Raw genomic sequence first — 16,301 nt, forward strand, 5'->3', positions numbered from 1 at the left:
GTCGTCTGGAACGGCCAGAGCAAAGTCATCCTCAACAACCGCATCGTACCGTACGACAAAGCGTTTTAAGGACTGACTCGCTGACACACGCATAGAAGAGCAGCACATAGCCGCATCGCTTCCGAACAGGAGAGCGATGCGGCCAGCGGTAACACAGCCGGGCAGGCTCAAGCAATGCGAAGCGGCGGCACCTGGAGCAAAAGGGGAAGGGAGTCGCTGAATCTGGGGGCAACAAGGAAGCAACAAGGGATTTATACAGTCATGTAGACCCTTATTGAATCAAGAGGTTCCCTGGAACTCGCGGCAAGGTCATCAGGGACTGCAAGGATGACAGGCTGTCAAAGAAGCAACAGCAGCAACGATTGATATGTTTTAGTCGCGTAACATTTGAGGGAGGGTGCGATGAGCAGAACAGATGAAATACTGAAGGCGGCGAAGATGCCGCCCGAAGCGGTAAAGATGTCCAGGATGATAGACGTGATTTACTTCCCGATTCTATGCATCCTGCTGGTTGGAACCTACCACATGCACTTCATGCTGCTGGCGGGTGACTGGGACTTCTGGCTTGACTGGAAGGACCGGCAATGGTGGCCGGTGGTAACCCCGATTGTAGGGATCACCTACTGCGCTGCCATCATGTACTACCTGTGGGTGAACTACCGCCTGCCGTTTGGAGCCACACTGTGCATCGTGTGTCTGCTGACAGGTGAATGGCTGACCCGCTTCTGGGGTTTCTACTGGTGGTCGCACTACCCCATGAACTTCGTATTCCCCTCCACCATGATTCCGGGCGCCCTGGTGATGGATACCGTCATGCTGCTGACGCGCAACTGGATGATCACGGCTCTGGTTGGCGGTGGTGCCTTTGGTTTGTTGTTCTACCCTGGCAACTGGACCATCTTCGGCCCGACCCACCTGCCGCTGGTGGCAGAAGGCGTGTTGCTCTCGGTAGCCGACTACACGGGCTTTTTGTATGTTCGTACCGGCACCCCTGAGTACGTGCGTCTGATCGAACAAGGGTCGCTACGCACCTTTGGCGGTCACACCACCGTTATTGCCGCCTTCTTCTCCGCGTTCGTCTCCATGCTCATGTTCACCGTCTGGTGGTACTTTGGCAAGGTCTACTGCACCGCCTTCTACTATGTCAAGGGTGCACGCGGCCGTGTCAGCATGAAGAACGACGTGACAGCATTTGGCGAAGAAGGCTTTGCCGAGGGGATCAAATAATGAACGCAAAGAACCTGTTCAAGAAGAGTATTGCCGGGGTATGCAGCATTGCCGCCCTGGGACTGGCCCTGACGCTTGATATTCAGCCGGCTGCAGCACACGGAGAGCGCTCGCAGGAACCGTTCCTGCGCATGCGTACCATCCAGTGGTATGACATGAAATGGGGCCCCGAGACCACCAAGGTCAACGATATTGCCACCATGACCGGCAAATTCCACCTGGCCGAAGACTGGCCGCGTGCGGTGGGCAAGCCTGGACGCGCCTTCTTCAACGTAGGCAGCCCAAGCCCCGTGTTCGTGCGTCTTAGCACCAAGCTCAACGGTGAGCCGACCTACATCTCCGGACCGATGGAGATTGGTCGCGACTACGCCTTTGAAGTGAGGTTGAAGGCGCGTATTCCCGGACGCCACCACATGCACGCCATGGTCAACATCAAGGATGCAGGTCCGATTGCAGGTCCTGCCGCCTGGATGAACATCTCCGGCAGCTGGGACGACTTCACCAATCCGGTGAAGCTCCTGACGGGTGAGACCATCGACACCGAGACCTTCAACTTCAGCAACGGCATCTTCTGGCACATCCTGTGGCTGTCCCTTGGCGTCTTCTGGATCGGCTACTATGTAGCGCGGCCCATGTTCCTGCCAAGAAGCCGGGTGCTGCTGGCCTACGGGGACGAACTCCTGCTCGACCCCATGGACAAGAAAGTTGCCTGGGTGGTGTTGATACTCACCTTTGGCATCGTCTGGGGCGGCTATCGCTACACCGAGACCAAGCACCCGTACACGGTGCCGATCCAGGCAGGCGAATCCAAGGTTGAACCGCTGCCGGTGAAACCCAACCCGATCGCAATCAAGGTCACGCACGCCAACTACGACGTGCCGGGACGCGCCTTGCGGGTGACGATGTCTGTTACCAACAGCGGCGACAAGCCCTATCGCATCGGGGAATTCACCACTGCGGGTGTGCGCTTCATCAACAAGGTTGGCCTGAAGCACCTGGACCGCGGCTATCCGAAGGAACTCGTGGCCACCGGCCTGTCGTTTGACAACGAGACGCCGATCCAGCCTGGCGAGACGCGCGAAGTCAAGATGGAAGCGAAAGACGCGCTGTGGGAAGTACAACGGCTGATGGCGCTCCTGGGTGACCCGGAAAGCCGCTTTGGCGGACTTCTCATGACCTGGAGCGATGATGGCGATCGCAACATCAACAGCATCGCAGGTGCGGTCATCCCGGTCTTCACCAAGCTGTAAGGACAAACCCCGGGGTCAAACCCGGGTCAACCTTAAAAGCCGCCCGGCTCCTGCCTGATCAGGGCAGGAGCCGGGCAAAGACTGGAATAGGCAACACGCAAACACCGGTCCGCCACCGTTACAGACGGCAAGGTGGGTCGGTGTTTTTTTAACGAATCTAGAGAAATGCAAGCGAAAGGCACTTCGAGCAGACAAGGCAGCCGGGCAGGTGCCCTGGCACTGCTGCTGATTACCACCCTCTACAGCGGGTTTGTTAGCGCGCATGGCAAGGAATCGCTGGAAGAAGACAGCTGCGTGCGCCGTATCGGCGAGAACATGGTGCATTTGAGCGCCTACCAGCCGCAATTTGAACCCACTGCCCAATATTGCACCGAGATTCCCAAGGGAGGCGATACCTTCCTCGTGATAGACCTGATCGACCCTGCCATGCGCGACATGCCCATTGGCATGAAAGTGGTACGTGGCACGAGTGAAGAGGACGAGACAGTCACGCAACTGCGTCCCGTTCACCATCCGGATGGCGTCATCCAGGGCCAGACCAACCTCGATCAGGGACTCTACACCGTATTCATCACCGCAGAAGGCGTGCCGCCCCTGCGCTACCAGTATCCCCTGCGGGTACAGATGATCAACTATGCCGAAATATTCCGCGCCGCAGTAGGCCCCCTGATTGGCCTGCTGCTGCTTGCCGTGCTGGGATACAAGCTCATGAAATCCCCACGCGTGCAACGCTGGCGCTCCTCGCGCAACCCGTAATGCAGGAAAGATCACCGGATAAATCGGCTCCTGCCGCTGCAGAGGAGCACTGAGCACCCACCCGGGCAAAACAGCGGCGGATAAATGCAACCGCGACCCTTCAGGATCATTGATTCACTGACTCATCATACTTATATAGGCGAATTGATAATGTTCTCATCCTCACTCAAACCTGCCTTGATCGGACTGGTATTTGCCCTGGCCCTGCCCTTCTCCTCCCAGGTGGAAGCGCACGGCGGCCTGGCGCTTGCCGATGATATATGCAAGCTCACCATCGGCCCCTTCACCATGCACTTTACCGGCTACCAGCCGGATGCCACGCAGGAAAAGGAATTCTGCGAAGACATTCCCAATACCGGCCGCACCGTAGTCGCCCTGGACTACATCGAAGAAGCGCTGCGCCCCCTGCCCACCGAAGTGCGCATCATCCGCGACACCGGTTCAGGCGGACAGCCCGCACCCGACGAACAGCAGAAGCTCGATGAAATCACCATCCTGCACATACCGCCCAAGGTCTATCCCAATGGCTCCATCAACTTTGAATACAACTTTACCCAGCCTGGCAAGTTCGTGGGGCTCGTGACCGTCACCGACAAGGAACCGATGGTCTCGCGCTTCCCCTTCTCCGTGGGTGAACCCAAGGGTATGTCGCCCTACCTCATCATCGCCATTGCGGCAGTGATCATAGGAGCGGTCGTCTTCTTCCTGCGCGGACGCAAATCCGCAGGTGCAAGCGCCTGACAGGAAAGGAAGAGAAGTAAGCGCTGACTTCAGTTGACTTGAGCTTGGCTGGCCGCAGCGCCTTTGTTCAAGTGACACCCCCTGCATGGGCCGCGGCCTGACTCTGCTCTGAACCATGAGCGTGGGAAAGAGTCCAAGGTGCAATAAGGAAGGAAGGCAGGAACAAACTAGTCAACAATGAAACCGAGCGCAGATCAAACAAGAACAACCGGGGACAAATAAAAAAGACAAGGACCACAGTGGCTGCCCGAAGCCTGATCTTCGGGTGCAGAGCCCATATAAGAGGAGCAAAAATGCAACCATCGATGATATCTGCCGACAGGAAAGCAAGTCTTCACTTACTGGCAGGCAGCCTTTTGTCGTTCCTGCTGCTGGTGGCGGGGCTGCACAGCAGTCCGGTGCTGGCGCACGCCATGCTGGTCAAGGCAGAACCTGCGCGCCGCGCGCAACTGACACAAGCCCCCACCCAGGTGCGGCTGTTCTTCAACGAAGAAGTCGAAAAGGACTATGCTGCGCTTTCCGTGCTCGACGCCTCCAAGACCCCTGTCACCGAAACCAAACCGCATATCGATGCGAGCGACCCCAAAGCCATCGTTCTGCCCCTGCCGGAATTGAATCCGGGCAAGTACACGGTCAAGTTCCGGGTGCTGTCGGTGGACGGACATGTGGTTGACTCGTCCCACGACTTCACGATAAAGAACAAAGCTGTCGCGAAATGATCGAGGTCATCGCGACGCTCCTGCGCTGGTCGCAGCTGGCGTCCAACATGATCCTGGTGGGCGGCTGCGTGTTTCTGGCCATTGCCGGCTCCGTCCACTCGCCCTGGGTCACGCGGGTGGAGCGCGCGCTGCCGTGGCTTGCCCTCATCCTGCTCACCGGCCTGTTTGGCATCCTGGCAACCACCACGGCACAAGCCACCGGGATTGACGAGAACGCGTGGCATCCGGCCGCCTGGCTCTCCCTCATGGAGAATACGCGCATGGGGCATATCTGGCTGGCACGCGCCGCCTGCGCGCTCGTCGTCTTTGCCATTGCCCTCTACATCCGCTTCTCCCCGCCTGCGCGCTGGCAATACATCCTGTGCGCAAGCGTGGCGGCCTTGACCTTGGGGGTCGGCTCGCTTGCCAGTCACGCCGCAGCCGAGGACCTCTCGGTCATCTCGCTTCTGCCCTACGCCCTGCACATCATCCTGGGCAGCGTCTGGTTTGGCGCCCTGCCGGCTTTCCTGGTGGTCTGCTTTGCCTGCAAGCCCGAGAGCGAATTGAAACAGGCGCAGGCCAGAAACAGCGGGACACAGCCTGCCCTGCAGACGCAGGCGCTCCAGCGCATCCACGCCGTATTCCAGTCGCGCGAGGAAGCCTTCCGGCATGATGCCCAGGCCCTGCGGCGCTTCTCCACCCTGGCGCTGCCCGTCATGCTGGCGGTAATTGCAACCGGCATCCTCATCACCTACCGCATGGTCGATACCAACTACAGCGGACTGGTTGCCACCCAATACGGCTGGCTGCTCAATAGCAAGATCGCCTTGCTCCTGATGGTGCTCATCATCGCCTCACGCGCGCGCTCGAGCTGGCTCCCGCTGTTCTACAAGGACGCAGGCGCAAAAGGAGCGGATAACGGCGGACGCAAACTCAGGAAATGGGTGAGCCTGGAATTCGTGCTGGCCTTAGGCATCGTGCTGCTTGCCACCATCGTAGCCAACACGGTTCCTGCCAAGCACGCCCTGATCCAGGACTGGCCCTATTCCTTCCGTTTCTCCCTTGCCGCCACCTGGGGTGAGCCTACGATCATGGCGCGTGTCTACAGTGGCATCGCCCTGCTCGTTTTAGCCGCGGCCGCAGTCTTCTTTGGGCGCAGGAAGCACTGGGACAAAAAGCTGCGCTTCGGGTTGCCTGCCCTCCTGGCAGTCATCGGACTGGGCGTGGGCCTGCCGCCTTTGACGGTGGATGCCTATCCCGAGACCTACCGCAAGACCCCGGTGCCGTTTGACACCATCTCCATTTCCAATGGCGCCGTCCACTTTGCCGAGAACTGTGTCGCCTGTCACGGGCTGCAAGGCAAGGGCGATGGCGTGATGGCCAAGAGCTTTGCCAAGCCGCCAGTGGACCTTTTGACCGAACCGCACACGGCCCGCCATACCGCAGGCGACTTCTTCCACTGGCTCTCCTTCGGCATTCCCGATACCGGGATGCCTTCCTTTGGCGACAAGCTCGATGAGGAAGACCGCTGGGACGTGGTGAACTTCCTGCACGCCATGTCGCGCGGCTACCAGGCGCGCCTGATGAGTCCCACTGTCAAGCCCGAGCAGCCGCAGCCCAACATGGGTCCGCCCAATTTCTCGTATGTGGCGCAGGATGGCTCAAGCGGCACCCTGAAGGACTTCCGCAACCAGAAGAACGTGCTGCTGGTATTATTCTCCTGGCCGCACTCCCGGGAGCGCCTGGCGCAACTGGAAGCGCTCCATGCAAAATTGCAGGCCGGCAACACGGTGCTTCTGGCGGTGCCCGAGCATGATTTGAGCGCAGCCGCGCTTGACCAGCTCAAGGCGAGCGTTCACTTCCCCATCGTGACCGAAGGGGCGGAGGAGATCGTGCGCAGCTATGCCCTGTTCCGGCGCACGCTCTCCCATCCGGACCTCCTGGGTGCGGGCACGGTGCCTGACCACATGGAGTTTCTGGTGGACCGCTTCGGCTTTCTTCGCGCGCGCTGGATACCCGAACTCGATGGCGCAGGCTGGTCCAGCTCCGACATGCTGATGCAGCAGGTGGCGCAGCTCAACCGCGAAGAGGAGATCCTGCCCCCACCAGGCGAGCATGTGCATTAAACAGCAACGGTAAAATAAAAGGACGGATGCAGAAGTCAGGACGAAGAGGGCGCCAGCCCCCTTAAAGCAGTGTCCGGGCAGGTTCAACTGCCCGATGACGCTTGACATGTCCGCCTTGAAAGCGTTCGTTCTTTTACAGGGCGATCCCGGACGCCACTTCCCTTCGACAGGCATGTACCAGCCCTTCAGGCTCAGGCGCATGGAAAACCGGGGCAATACACCCGGAAAGCAAAAATACGCCGAGGGGGATCACGATCAGAGAAGGGGAAGGGAGAAAGGCGAAATGCAGCATTCCGGAAGGAAGGCTGCCTCAAATTACAATTGAGCCGTGATTCCTCATGTTCAATCGGGATTGCCTGTTTGGGGCATGTTCTCTGGATCAGGCAGTTGTTCCAAGCTTTCCTTCGGTTCAATCAGTGAGCCCAGCTCTTCCAATGGCGGCAATTCCTCCAGGGAGCGAAGTCCAAGATCATTAAGAAATTCAACAGTCGTAGCATACAAGATGGGTCGGCCCGGTACCTCACGGTGACCGACGGCAGATATCCAGCCTCTTGATTCCAATGCCTTTAGTACTGAACTGGCGACCGCAACGCCCCGTATCTCCTCGATATCACCGCGTGTCGCCGGCTGGCGATACGCAATGATGGCGAGCGTTTCCAATACCGCCCGCGAATAGCGGGGTGGCTTTTGCGGATTGAGGCGATCGAGAAATTCCTGCATTTCCGCTTGAGCCTGAAAGCGCCACCCGCCTGCAACCTGTACGAGTTCCACGCCTCTTCCTTCCCAGTCCCTGCTCAACTCGTCCAGCAGGCGCCGCAGGATTTCCGAGCCTAGTTCACCCGCGAACAGTTTTTTCAGTTCCGACAGAGGGAGAGGTTCCGGGCTGGTGAGTAACGCAGCTTCCAGAACCTTTTTTACCTGAGTAGGGGATGAAACAGAGAAACTAGGCGGTGGTAAGGACGCTGATCGGTCGGACATAGATCATTCCAAAAGCACACGGCTGACTGACCTCTACCTGACGTTCCTTCACAAGCTCCAATAACGCCAGAAACGTCACCACAAGTCCCGCTGCTCCAGCAGCGGCATCAAATAAATCACTGAATTCCACAAAATGGTGGCCCTGCACGTGCCGCAGGATACGGGTCATATGTTCGCGGACTGAAAGTTCTTCCCGTGTGATATTGTGCCTGCGATTTACGTTCAGGCGCGCCATCAGGATAAGCCAGGCATTGCGAAGATCATCGGCGTTGACTTCCGGTAGGCGTTCAATCACCTTTTGCTCGATCCATACGCTCGTCAACGCGAAATCGCGTTCTGCCTGGGGCAACTTGTTGAGCTTCTGCGCAGCGACCTTCATCTGCTCGTATTCCAGCAGACGCCGCACCAGTTCTGCTCTTGGATCCCCCTCGTCCTCATCCCCCTTGGCAACGGGTTTAGGCAGCAACATTCGCGACTTGATTTCGATCAGCACAGCCGCCATCAAAAGGTATTCCGCAGCCAGTTCCAGTTTATTCGCACGCATCATTTCGATATAAGCCAAATATTGACGCGTGAGTTCCGCCATCGGTATATCGAGTACATCCAGATTGTGCTTGCGAATAAGATAAAGCAGCAGGTCCAGTGGCCCCTGAAACGTATCAAGAAATACTTCCAGCGCATCCGGTGGAATATATAAATCCGATGGGAGCTCCGTCACCGGCTCGCCATGTATGCGGGCAATGGGATTTACCGCAGGATTTGTCACTGCCGGAGCAGGAGATTCCTCTATGGAAAGGCTTTGAAAGTCGTTCATTCTCGGGTAAGTCGAGCAATGTTTATGACAGATAGCAAGCGTCGATGCGGCCGAACGGACTGTCTATGTGCTCGGCGCGAAGCAAAAATCAGGAATAATCCAGTCCCATTGCCTCTCTCACCTCGCGCATGGTTTCCTGTGCCAGCTTATCGGCCCTCTCGCAACCGTCAGCAATGATATTTCGCACCAATGAAGGCTCTTCTTCGTACATGCGCGCACGTTGATGCATTGGCCGCTGCTCGGTCAGTATTGCATCGATGACAGGCTGCTTGCAGTCCAGACAGCCAATACCCGCAGTGATACAGCCCTCATGAGCCCACTTCTTTGTATCTTCGTCGGAGTATACGAGATGGAATTGCCATACCGGACACTTCTCCGGGGTTCCGGGATCGATACGCCGGACACGCGCGGGATCGGTCGGCATCGTACGAATCTTTCTGGTGACGCTCTCCGGGTCTTCGCGCAGGGTAATGGTGTTGTTATAGGACTTGGACATTTTCTGGCCATCCAGCCCCGGCATTTTCGACGCTGTCGTCAGCATCGCTTCCGGCTCGGAAAGAATCATCTTTCCACCGCCTTCCAGATACCCAAACAAGCGTTCCTGGTCACCCATACTCAAATTTTGCTGCTCATCCAGCAATGACTTCGCCGCCGCAAGCGCTTCCTCGTCTCCCTGTTCCTGGTAGCGATTCCTCAAGTCCCGATAGAGGCGGGCTTTTCGAGAGCCCAGTTTCTTGATCGCCGCTTCCGCCTTTTCCTGGAATCCGGGATCCTTTCCGTAGACATGATTAAAGCGTCGCGCAATTTCCCGAGTGAACTCGATATGCGGCGTTTGATCCTCTCCCACCGGCACTCGTGTAGCCCGGTAAATAAGGATGTCTGCGCTTTGCAGCAAGGGGTATCCAAGAAAGCCATAGGTGTTCAATTCTTTTTCAACCAGCTTTTCCTGCTGATCCTTGTAGGATGGGACACGTTCCAGCCAGCCGAGCGGGGTGATCATGGAAAGCAGCACGTGCAACTCTGCGTGCGCGGGAACACGTGACTGTATGAACAACGTCGCCTGCCCCGGGTCGACACCGGCTGCAAGCCAGTCGATCACCATGTCCCAGACATGCTCCTCGATGATTTCCGGCGTATCGTAATGGGTTGTGAGAGCATGCCAGTCGGCGACAAAGAACAGGCATTCAAACTGGTGTTGCAGTTCTATCCAGTTTTTGAGCACTCCATGATAATGCCCCAGATGCAGGCCTCCCGTCGGCCGCATTCCCGACAAAACGCGATCAGCGAACATAGATCATTGCCTCGGTAACTCCAACCAGAATCCTTCAGTAGAGAAGCAGTTCAATAAGTATCGAAACCAAAAAACAACGCCATCAAATGGATCGTGATTGCAATCAGCGGTCCCATAACAGCCCCGAGTACACCCGTCGCCAGCAGAAACAAAAGGATCATGAAGCCGTAAGGCTCGATCTTCGAAAAATTATAGGCCAGGCGGGGGGGCAGCAGGCTTACCGCAACCCGACCTCCATCGAGCGGCGGCAGAGGTAACAGGTTCAGCACCATCAGCACCACGTTGATCTTGATTCCCGCCTCACCCATCAATATCAGCGGCTCGGCCAGTCCGTCCTGTGGCAACCCGAGAGCAAACTTGATGACGAATCCCCAAAGCATCGCCATGAAGAGATTGGCGCCCGGACCGGCGAGTGCCACCCACATCATGTCTTGTTTGGGATTGCGTAACGCGGAGAAGTTGACTGGCACCGGCTTGGCCCAGCCGAATAGGATTCCGCCGAGCAGCATCGTCACGATCGGCAGAACGATGGTCCCCAGCGGGTCGATATGGCGTATGGGATTAAGGCTGACGCGCCCCTGCGTATAGGCGGTGAGATCGCCGAAATGCTTGGCTACATACCCGTGTGCAGCTTCATGCAGCGTGATGGCAAAAATGACCGGAAGCGCATAAATGGCAATGCTCTGGATAATGCTATCCATTCGGCATTCCAAAGGGTGCAAGGCTGCCCTTGCCTTGCCGGACTACCACAGGCGTATTCCCGGTCAGATCGACCACCGTGCTCATCTCCAGGCCGCAGGCGCCGCTATCCAGTATCAGTTCTACCCGATGCTCGAGACGTGCGCGGATTTCCAGAGGATCGTTAAGTGGAAGCTCCTCCCCTGGCAGTATCAGGGTAGAGCTCAGCAGGGGTTCATTCAGTTCCGCCAGCAGTGCCTGGACGACAGCATGGTCCGGAATTCTCACACCGATCGTATTGCGCTTGGGATGCAGCAGGCGCCGCGGCACTTCCCGGGTAGCCTGAAAGATAAACGTGTAGCAACCGGGGGTACAAGCCTTGAGCAATCGGTATTCCGTGTTATCGAATTTGGCGTAGTGCGAAATTTCCGTAAAGCCCCGGCACATGAGGGTGAAATGGTGGTCCTCATCCACTCCGCGCAGTGCACGAATACGACTCATGACGTTCTTGTCGCCCAGCTGCCCCCCCAGCGCGTAGCAGGAATCAGTCGGGCATACGATCACGCCCCCCGCCTGCACGATGGCCGAAGTCTGCCGTATCAGCCGGGGCTGAGGGTTATCGGGGTGAATGGAAAAGAATTGAGCCACGTAGCAAACAGCAAATTGAATTTTTGGGAATGCCGCCCTCATAAAAAGCGGGCGCGATTTTCGCCTTACATCAGTCCGGGCCAGTCATGCCAGACGGGAGCACAGTTGGCAGGTAAAGGAGGCATTCCACCGAGGTCGAAATAGCTCTCGCCCGGCCCATGAAAATCGGAACCGCGCGACGCCAGCAAGCCCAGCCGCCGGCTATGGTTGGCGAAAAGCAGGGATTGCTCAGGTGTATGGCTTCCGGTAACCACTTCTATAGCCTCCCCACCCAAGGTCTGAAACTCCAGCAGCAGTTCTTCCAGTGCATCCTTGCCCAATTTATAACGCCCCGGATGGGCGATCACAGCTCTGCCGCCACTGCTGCGGATCCAGTTTACTGCATCACTCAGCGAGACCCATTGATGGGGAGCATAGCCTGGTTTGCCTTTTACAAGATATTTCTTGAATACTGTCCGCACATCCTTCGCGTAACCCTGCTCAACCAGAAAACGCGCAAAGTGCATGCGTCCGATCAGCTGTCCATTGCCTGCATTCCTGCGAGCGCCCTCAAAACTACCGTGAATACCGAATTTGTCGAGTTGCGCTGCAATATTGCGTGCGCGCGCCGTCCTGCCCTGGCGGATGGTGCGCAGGCCTTCGACCAGTTGAGGGTCTGCGGGATCGATTCCCAGTCCCACAATATGCACGGTCTGTCCGCGCCAACTGACGGAGATTTCCACGCCATCAATAAACAAAACGCCGTTTTTATCTGCAGCCTCGCGCGCCTCTTGCAGGCCGCCAATATCATCGTGATCGGTCAGCGCCAGCACTTCCACGCCGCGCACAGCCGCATGCTCCACTAACTGGGTAGGAGTCAGTAAACCATCGGAAACCGTGGAATGGCAGTGCAGATCGATATTGAGCATGAAGAGCGGTTCGCACGAAGCGAGAGAATGCATCATAGCAAATAAGGCGCGGTATGAAAAATTTACCTGGAAAAGAAGCCGAAATTCACAACCTCGACTGATGCAAGCGCCCATGCTGCAGCCATGTTCACGGCGCTCTAAACCGGAAGAGTATTTTCGGGTAAAGTATGGAAAAGACTCCTTCCTCATTCAAGCCAAAAAAGTGAATTTCCTGCCGATTTTTCTCGATATCCATGATCGCAACTGTGTGGTGGCAGGCGGGGGAGAAGTGGCCGCGCGCAAGGTCGCAATGCTGCTACGCGCGGGAGCGCGCGTTACCGTAGTCGCTCCGCGGCTTTGTTCCGAACTGCTGGAACAACTGAATGAACAATCACGGGAAGGAAAGCTGGTTTACCGTGCCGAAACTTTCCATGGCGATCATCTGGCAGATGCTGTTCTCGTCATCGCGGCCACGGACGATTTCGCCGTCAATCAAAGGATCTCGGAAGCAGCCAATCGGCTGCGCATTCCTGTCAATGTCGTCGATAATCCTGCCCTATGCTCCTTCATCATGCCCTCGATCGTGGATCGTACGCCGGTTGTTGTCGCGGTTTCGAGCGGGGGTACATCACCTGTTCTGACAAGGCTGCTGCGAGCGCGTCTGGAAACCATGATACCGACGGCTTACGGGCGCTTGGCTGCATACGCTGGCGAGTTCCGCGACAGGGTAAAACACCGTTTCTCGCAGCCGGCGAAGCGTCGCCGGTTCTGGGAGCGGGTATTGCAGGGACCGTTTGCGGAAATGGTGTTCGCGGGTAAGGATCAGGCGGCAAAGGCCTGGCTCGAGCACGAACTCGAAAATGAAACCGAAGAGCCGGTCAAGGGAGAGGTGTATCTGGTAGGCGCTGGGCCTGGCGACCCTGAACTGCTGACTTTTAGAGCCATGCGACTCATGCAGCAGGCAGACGTGGTCGTGTACGATCGGCTCGTATCACCGGAAATCCTGGATATGCTGCGGCGTGATACTCCGCGGATTTATGCCGGCAAGGAACGCAACCGGCACACGATGCCGCAGGAGTCGATCAATGATTTGCTGGTGCGCCTGGCCAGAGAAGGCAAACGCGTGTTGCGCCTGAAAGGTGGCGACCCGTTTATTTTTGGTCGAGGCGGCGAGGAAATCGAAACGCTTTCGGGAAACGGAATTCCCTTCGAAGTGGTGCCCGGCATTACCGCGGCAAATGGAGCTGCATCCTATGCGGGCATTCCGCTCACACATCGGGATTACGCCCAGTCCTGCATATTCGTCACTGGACACCTGAAGGATGGCAGTGTGGACCTGGACTGGCCAATGCTGGCGCGACCGAAGCAGACCATCGTTGTTTACATGGGGTTGCTTGGATTGACCGTGCTATGCAAGCAACTGATCGCACACGGTCTGCCCAATACCACTCCGGCCGCAATCGTGCAGCAGGGCACTACCCGCAAGCAGCGGGTGCTTGCCGCTACCCTCGAAACGCTTCCCGACCTGACCGCTGCCGCTCATCTCGTTCCCCCCACTCTTGTTATCGTGGGTGAGGTTGTGAAGCTGCACCGAAAACTCGCGTGGTTCCAGCCGGAGGGAAATTTACCCGGTGATGCAGAGTGAAATTATTGCGGACGGGTATTCTGCAAGGAGCATTCAATATCAGATTAGACTTTGCCTGGGTCCATCCCGGGCAGAGCCGGACTCCTGGTCTGCATGCCGTAGGCTGAGCTCCACTTGATAATGGTAATGGTGTTTGGCGGCCAGCCAAATGCTACTATTGCTACTATTCGGGGCCTGGGTTTATTTATTCGGCTGGGGCGTGATGCGCAGATAGGGACGTGGAGCGGTATAGCCTTTCGGAAACTTCTGCTTGATCACTGCCTCATCCTGAATAGTCAGCGGGATAATCACATCACCGCCGTCATTCCAGTTGGCGGGGGTGGCGACCGTATAGTTATCGGTCAGTTGCAGCGCATCGATCACCCGCAGCACCTCATCGAAATTGCGTCCGGTGCTCATGGGGTAGGTGAGGATAAGCCGCACTTTCTTCTTTGGGTCAATCACAAAAAGCGAGCGCACCGTCATGGTTTCCGACTGATTCGGGTGAATCATGTCATATAGTGCCGCGACCTTTCTGTCCTCGTCCGCAATAATGGGAAAAGCGACGGTACAGCCTTGCGTTTCCTCGATATCCTTGATCCACCCGGTATGTTTTGCCGCAGGATCGACCGACAACCCGATCGCCTTCACATTACGCTTGTCGAATTCAGACTTGAGCTTGGCTGTCATTCCCAGTTCGGTTGTGCATACCGGCGTGTAATCCGCGGGATGCGAAAACAATACTACCCAGGAATCATCTATCCATTCGTGAAATTTGATCCTGCCGATGGAGGATTCCTGTTCGAAATCGGGTGCGGTATCGCCTAAGCGTAAAGTCATGGCATTCTCCGTGAGTTAAAACATCGATGGGAATTTCATAGGAAATCGGCTCAATATAGCCTGCTTGCTGCAATCACTCAACAACTATTATTTGCTGTCCATTTATGCCTTGAGAGGGTTATTGTTGCCCTCGAAAGAAGGCATCAGAACTCCTGCCACGAATCATCCTCCTTCCTGGCAACGATGGGAAAACCCCACGAATATGGAGGTTCGTATTTCTGCAAAATCTCATAATAGATCCGCACTGATTCTGCCAGTACCACTGCTTGACCTCCGCGCGCAAAGCCATGCTTGAGAGCACGGAAGTGTTCGCTTTGGCTCAGCAACGGCAGCGTTTTTTTCAGGTCGACCCACGCATCAGGACTCAACCCCATCTTTTGCGCCAGTCTGCGCGCATCTTCCAGGTGACTCGGCCCCTGATTATAGGCAGCCAGTGCCATCCAGGTGCGATCCGGCTCCTTGATGCGTGTGGGCAGTTTATCCTTGAGTAATGCGAAGTAGCGTGCTCCGGCAAGTATGCTTTGGCGTGCATCCAGCCTATCCGTCACTTTCATCCGGTCTGCCGTGATTTCCGTCAACATCATGATGCCCCGCACGTTGGAGGGAGAAGTCGCCAGGGCGTCCCAGTGCGATTCCTGATAGGCGAGTGCGGCAATCAATCTCCAGTCGATGCCGCTCAACTCTTCGGCTTCATAAAAATGTTCGCGCAACTCAGGCAAAATGGTGCGGCGTTTCGCAAGAATGCCGTTTACATCCGTATGATGAAGACGTTCTATGTGTCCGTAGTATCGGTCGAGCAAGCGCGTCAACGTCCCATCCTGCTGGATGCGAGTGAAGAATTTTTGTGTCGCCTCCAGTAACGCCTTTTCGGCAAAGGGTGAAAATGCCCATGCTCGTCCTACCGAATCGCCCAAATTGAATGCTGCATTCAGATTAGGGTAAAAATTCTTCGCGAGATTGATCTGGGTTGAATCCGCTACCACATAATCGACCTTGCCTTCCGCCAGTCTAGCCAGCAGTTCGTCGGGCGTGAGGTCCATCTCTTTCCATTTCAGCTCGGGCACCTCGTGCTTTGCCTTGTTCAGCTGCTCAGCGTGAGTTACGCCTTTCGCAATGCGAATGGTTCTTCCACCGAGCTGATGAAGGTTTTTTGGCTTGCTGTAGTCCGTGTTATAGGCGAGCTGGGGTTGTACGAGCTGGTAAATAGGGCCGAACTCGACATGCCGCGAATGCTTTGCGCTGATGTTCATGCCGGCGGCAAGATGTCCCTTATGCTTTTCAAGGAGAGACCATGCCTTATCCAGTCTGGGCACTGTCTTGAATCTCACTTTCATTCCCAGATCTTTCGCAAATTCAGTGGCGAGGTCGTAATCCAGTCCGGCATAACTGCCTTCCGCATTCTCGTAATACGTATCCGGACTATTGACGGTGATCACCACCAGCTCATCCGTTTTGTCGAACGGCAATACCGATCTTTCAAACGAATCACAGGAAGCGAGCAGAGCGCCGCAACCGGAAATAGCAATTAAAAAACGAGAAAGAGATCGCATTGAGAAGAGATAACTAGAATCGGGAAACATTCTGCCATCGAGTCTTGTCCAAGCGCGAGAAAAACATAGGATAAGCTGATAAAATAGTTCATCAACGGAGAGGTACCGAAGTGGCCATAACGGCGCTGACTCGAAATCAGATGGTCAGGGTAACCTGGCACGTGGGTTCGAATCCCACCCTCTCCGCCAACAT

At 56.3% G+C, this 16,301-nt stretch carries 15 protein-coding genes and 1 tRNA gene; 8 read left to right on the forward strand and 8 right to left on the reverse strand.

Annotated elements, in window-relative coordinates; all coding sequences use genetic code 11:
- Nucleotides 1-402: 402 nt before the first annotated feature.
- The 6 genes from BMW46_RS00005 (at nt 403) to BMW46_RS00030 (ending at nt 6,798) form a co-directional block, all read left to right on the forward strand.
- The gene (locus BMW46_RS00005) at nt 403-1,227 is read left to right on the forward strand and encodes a methane monooxygenase/ammonia monooxygenase subunit A (protein ID WP_074703664.1); all 825 of its coding nucleotides are present in this window, start codon (nt 403-405) and stop codon (nt 1,225-1,227) included.
- Complete coding sequence (locus BMW46_RS00010) at nt 1,227-2,477, forward strand: methane monooxygenase/ammonia monooxygenase subunit B (RefSeq protein ID WP_074703665.1); 1,251 nt, start codon at nt 1,227-1,229, stop codon at nt 2,475-2,477. The genes BMW46_RS00005 and BMW46_RS00010 overlap by 1 nt, the downstream gene beginning before the upstream one ends.
- Nucleotides 2,478-2,642: 165 nt before the next feature.
- Nucleotides 2,643-3,233, forward strand: coding sequence for a hypothetical protein (locus BMW46_RS00015; protein ID WP_074703666.1), 591 nt, complete (start codon nt 2,643-2,645; stop codon nt 3,231-3,233).
- A gap of 84 nt (nt 3,234-3,317) precedes the next feature.
- Nucleotides 3,318-3,974 (forward strand): hypothetical protein, encoded by a 657-nt coding sequence (locus tag BMW46_RS00020; RefSeq protein ID WP_081355601.1) that lies wholly within the window; start codon nt 3,318-3,320, stop codon nt 3,972-3,974.
- Nucleotides 3,975-4,267: 293 nt separating this feature from the next.
- Complete coding sequence (locus BMW46_RS00025) at nt 4,268-4,693, forward strand: copper resistance CopC family protein (protein WP_081355602.1); 426 nt, start codon at nt 4,268-4,270, stop codon at nt 4,691-4,693.
- A complete protein-coding gene (locus tag BMW46_RS00030; RefSeq protein WP_074703667.1) occupies nt 4,690-6,798 on the forward strand; it encodes a CopD family protein in 2,109 nt (702 codons plus the stop codon). The genes BMW46_RS00025 and BMW46_RS00030 overlap by 4 nt, the downstream gene beginning before the upstream one ends.
- 342 nt (nt 6,799-7,140) lie before the next feature.
- Here BMW46_RS00030 and scpB read toward each other — a convergent pair whose 3' ends face one another.
- From scpB to BMW46_RS00065, 6 genes are all read right to left on the reverse strand, one after another.
- On the reverse strand, nt 7,141-7,776 hold the full coding sequence (gene scpB, locus BMW46_RS00040; RefSeq protein WP_074703669.1) for an SMC-Scp complex subunit ScpB: 636 nt from the start codon (nt 7,774-7,776) through the stop codon (nt 7,141-7,143).
- The gene (locus BMW46_RS00045) at nt 7,742-8,590 is read right to left on the reverse strand and encodes a segregation and condensation protein A (RefSeq protein WP_218141729.1); all 849 of its coding nucleotides are present in this window, start codon (nt 8,588-8,590) and stop codon (nt 7,742-7,744) included. The genes scpB and BMW46_RS00045 overlap by 35 nt, the downstream gene beginning before the upstream one ends.
- Before the next feature lie 88 nt (nt 8,591-8,678).
- Entirely contained in the window at nt 8,679-9,881 is a 1,203-nt protein-coding gene (locus BMW46_RS00050; RefSeq protein ID WP_074703670.1) for a tryptophan--tRNA ligase, read from the reverse strand.
- 50 nt (nt 9,882-9,931) lie between these two features.
- Nucleotides 9,932-10,582 (reverse strand): site-2 protease family protein, encoded by a 651-nt coding sequence (locus tag BMW46_RS00055; RefSeq protein WP_074703671.1) that lies wholly within the window; start codon nt 10,580-10,582, stop codon nt 9,932-9,934.
- Complete coding sequence (locus BMW46_RS00060; protein WP_074704407.1) at nt 10,575-11,207, reverse strand: L-threonylcarbamoyladenylate synthase; 633 nt, start codon at nt 11,205-11,207, stop codon at nt 10,575-10,577. The genes BMW46_RS00055 and BMW46_RS00060 overlap by 8 nt, the downstream gene beginning before the upstream one ends.
- Nucleotides 11,208-11,272: 65 nt before the next feature.
- Nucleotides 11,273-12,115 (reverse strand): 3',5'-nucleoside bisphosphate phosphatase, encoded by an 843-nt coding sequence (locus tag BMW46_RS00065; RefSeq protein WP_074704410.1) that lies wholly within the window; start codon nt 12,113-12,115, stop codon nt 11,273-11,275.
- Between the two features lie 202 nt (nt 12,116-12,317).
- On the opposite strand from BMW46_RS00065, the gene cysG reads away from it, so the two are divergent.
- Nucleotides 12,318-13,739: a siroheme synthase CysG gene (gene cysG / locus BMW46_RS00070; RefSeq protein ID WP_074704413.1), complete on the forward strand. Its 1,422-nt coding sequence runs from the start codon at nt 12,318-12,320 to the stop codon at nt 13,737-13,739.
- 180 nt (nt 13,740-13,919) lie between these two features.
- Here cysG and BMW46_RS00075 read toward each other — a convergent pair whose 3' ends face one another.
- Complete coding sequence (locus BMW46_RS00075; protein ID WP_074703672.1) at nt 13,920-14,558, reverse strand: peroxiredoxin; 639 nt, start codon at nt 14,556-14,558, stop codon at nt 13,920-13,922.
- A gap of 143 nt (nt 14,559-14,701) precedes the next feature.
- Nucleotides 14,702-16,138, reverse strand: a complete 1,437-nt coding sequence (mltF, locus tag BMW46_RS00080) for a membrane-bound lytic murein transglycosylase MltF (RefSeq protein WP_074703673.1) — start codon at nt 16,136-16,138, stop codon at nt 14,702-14,704.
- Between the two features lie 66 nt (nt 16,139-16,204).
- On the opposite strand from mltF, the gene BMW46_RS00085 reads away from it, so the two are divergent.
- Nucleotides 16,205-16,297: transfer RNA gene (locus BMW46_RS00085), tRNA-Ser, on the forward strand.
- The last annotated feature ends 4 nt before the right edge of the window (nt 16,298-16,301 follow it).

It is taken from the genome of Nitrosospira multiformis (assembly GCF_900111585.1).
Taxonomy (GTDB): Bacteria; Pseudomonadota; Gammaproteobacteria; order Burkholderiales; family Nitrosomonadaceae; genus Nitrosospira; species Nitrosospira multiformis_B.

What these genes read in the sequence shown, in the direction of transcription:
- BMW46_RS00015 (WP_074703666.1), top strand. Translation starts at nt 2,643, where the DNA reads ATGCAAGCGAAAGGCACTTCGAGCAGACAAGGCAGCCGGGCAGGTGCC.
- scpB (WP_074703669.1), bottom strand. Translation starts at nt 7,776, where the DNA reads ATGTCCGACCGATCAGCGTCCTTACCACCGCCTAGTTTCTCTGTTTCA.
- mltF (WP_074703673.1), bottom strand. Translation starts at nt 16,138, where the DNA reads ATGTTTCCCGATTCTAGTTATCTCTTCTCAATGCGATCTCTTTCTCGT.
- BMW46_RS00055 (WP_074703671.1), bottom strand. Translation starts at nt 10,582, where the DNA reads ATGGATAGCATTATCCAGAGCATTGCCATTTATGCGCTTCCGGTCATT.
- BMW46_RS00025 (WP_081355602.1), top strand. Translation starts at nt 4,268, where the DNA reads ATGCAACCATCGATGATATCTGCCGACAGGAAAGCAAGTCTTCACTTA.
- BMW46_RS00065 (WP_074704410.1), bottom strand. Translation starts at nt 12,115, where the DNA reads ATGCTCAATATCGATCTGCACTGCCATTCCACGGTTTCCGATGGTTTA.
- BMW46_RS00010 (WP_074703665.1), top strand. Translation starts at nt 1,227, where the DNA reads ATGAACGCAAAGAACCTGTTCAAGAAGAGTATTGCCGGGGTATGCAGC.
- BMW46_RS00030 (WP_074703667.1), top strand. Translation starts at nt 4,690, where the DNA reads ATGATCGAGGTCATCGCGACGCTCCTGCGCTGGTCGCAGCTGGCGTCC.
- BMW46_RS00075 (WP_074703672.1), bottom strand. Translation starts at nt 14,558, where the DNA reads ATGACTTTACGCTTAGGCGATACCGCACCCGATTTCGAACAGGAATCC.
- BMW46_RS00050 (WP_074703670.1), bottom strand. Translation starts at nt 9,881, where the DNA reads ATGTTCGCTGATCGCGTTTTGTCGGGAATGCGGCCGACGGGAGGCCTG.
- BMW46_RS00045 (WP_218141729.1), bottom strand. Translation starts at nt 8,590, where the DNA reads ATGAACGACTTTCAAAGCCTTTCCATAGAGGAATCTCCTGCTCCGGCA.
- BMW46_RS00020 (WP_081355601.1), top strand. Translation starts at nt 3,318, where the DNA reads ATGCAACCGCGACCCTTCAGGATCATTGATTCACTGACTCATCATACT.
- BMW46_RS00005 (WP_074703664.1), top strand. Translation starts at nt 403, where the DNA reads ATGAGCAGAACAGATGAAATACTGAAGGCGGCGAAGATGCCGCCCGAA.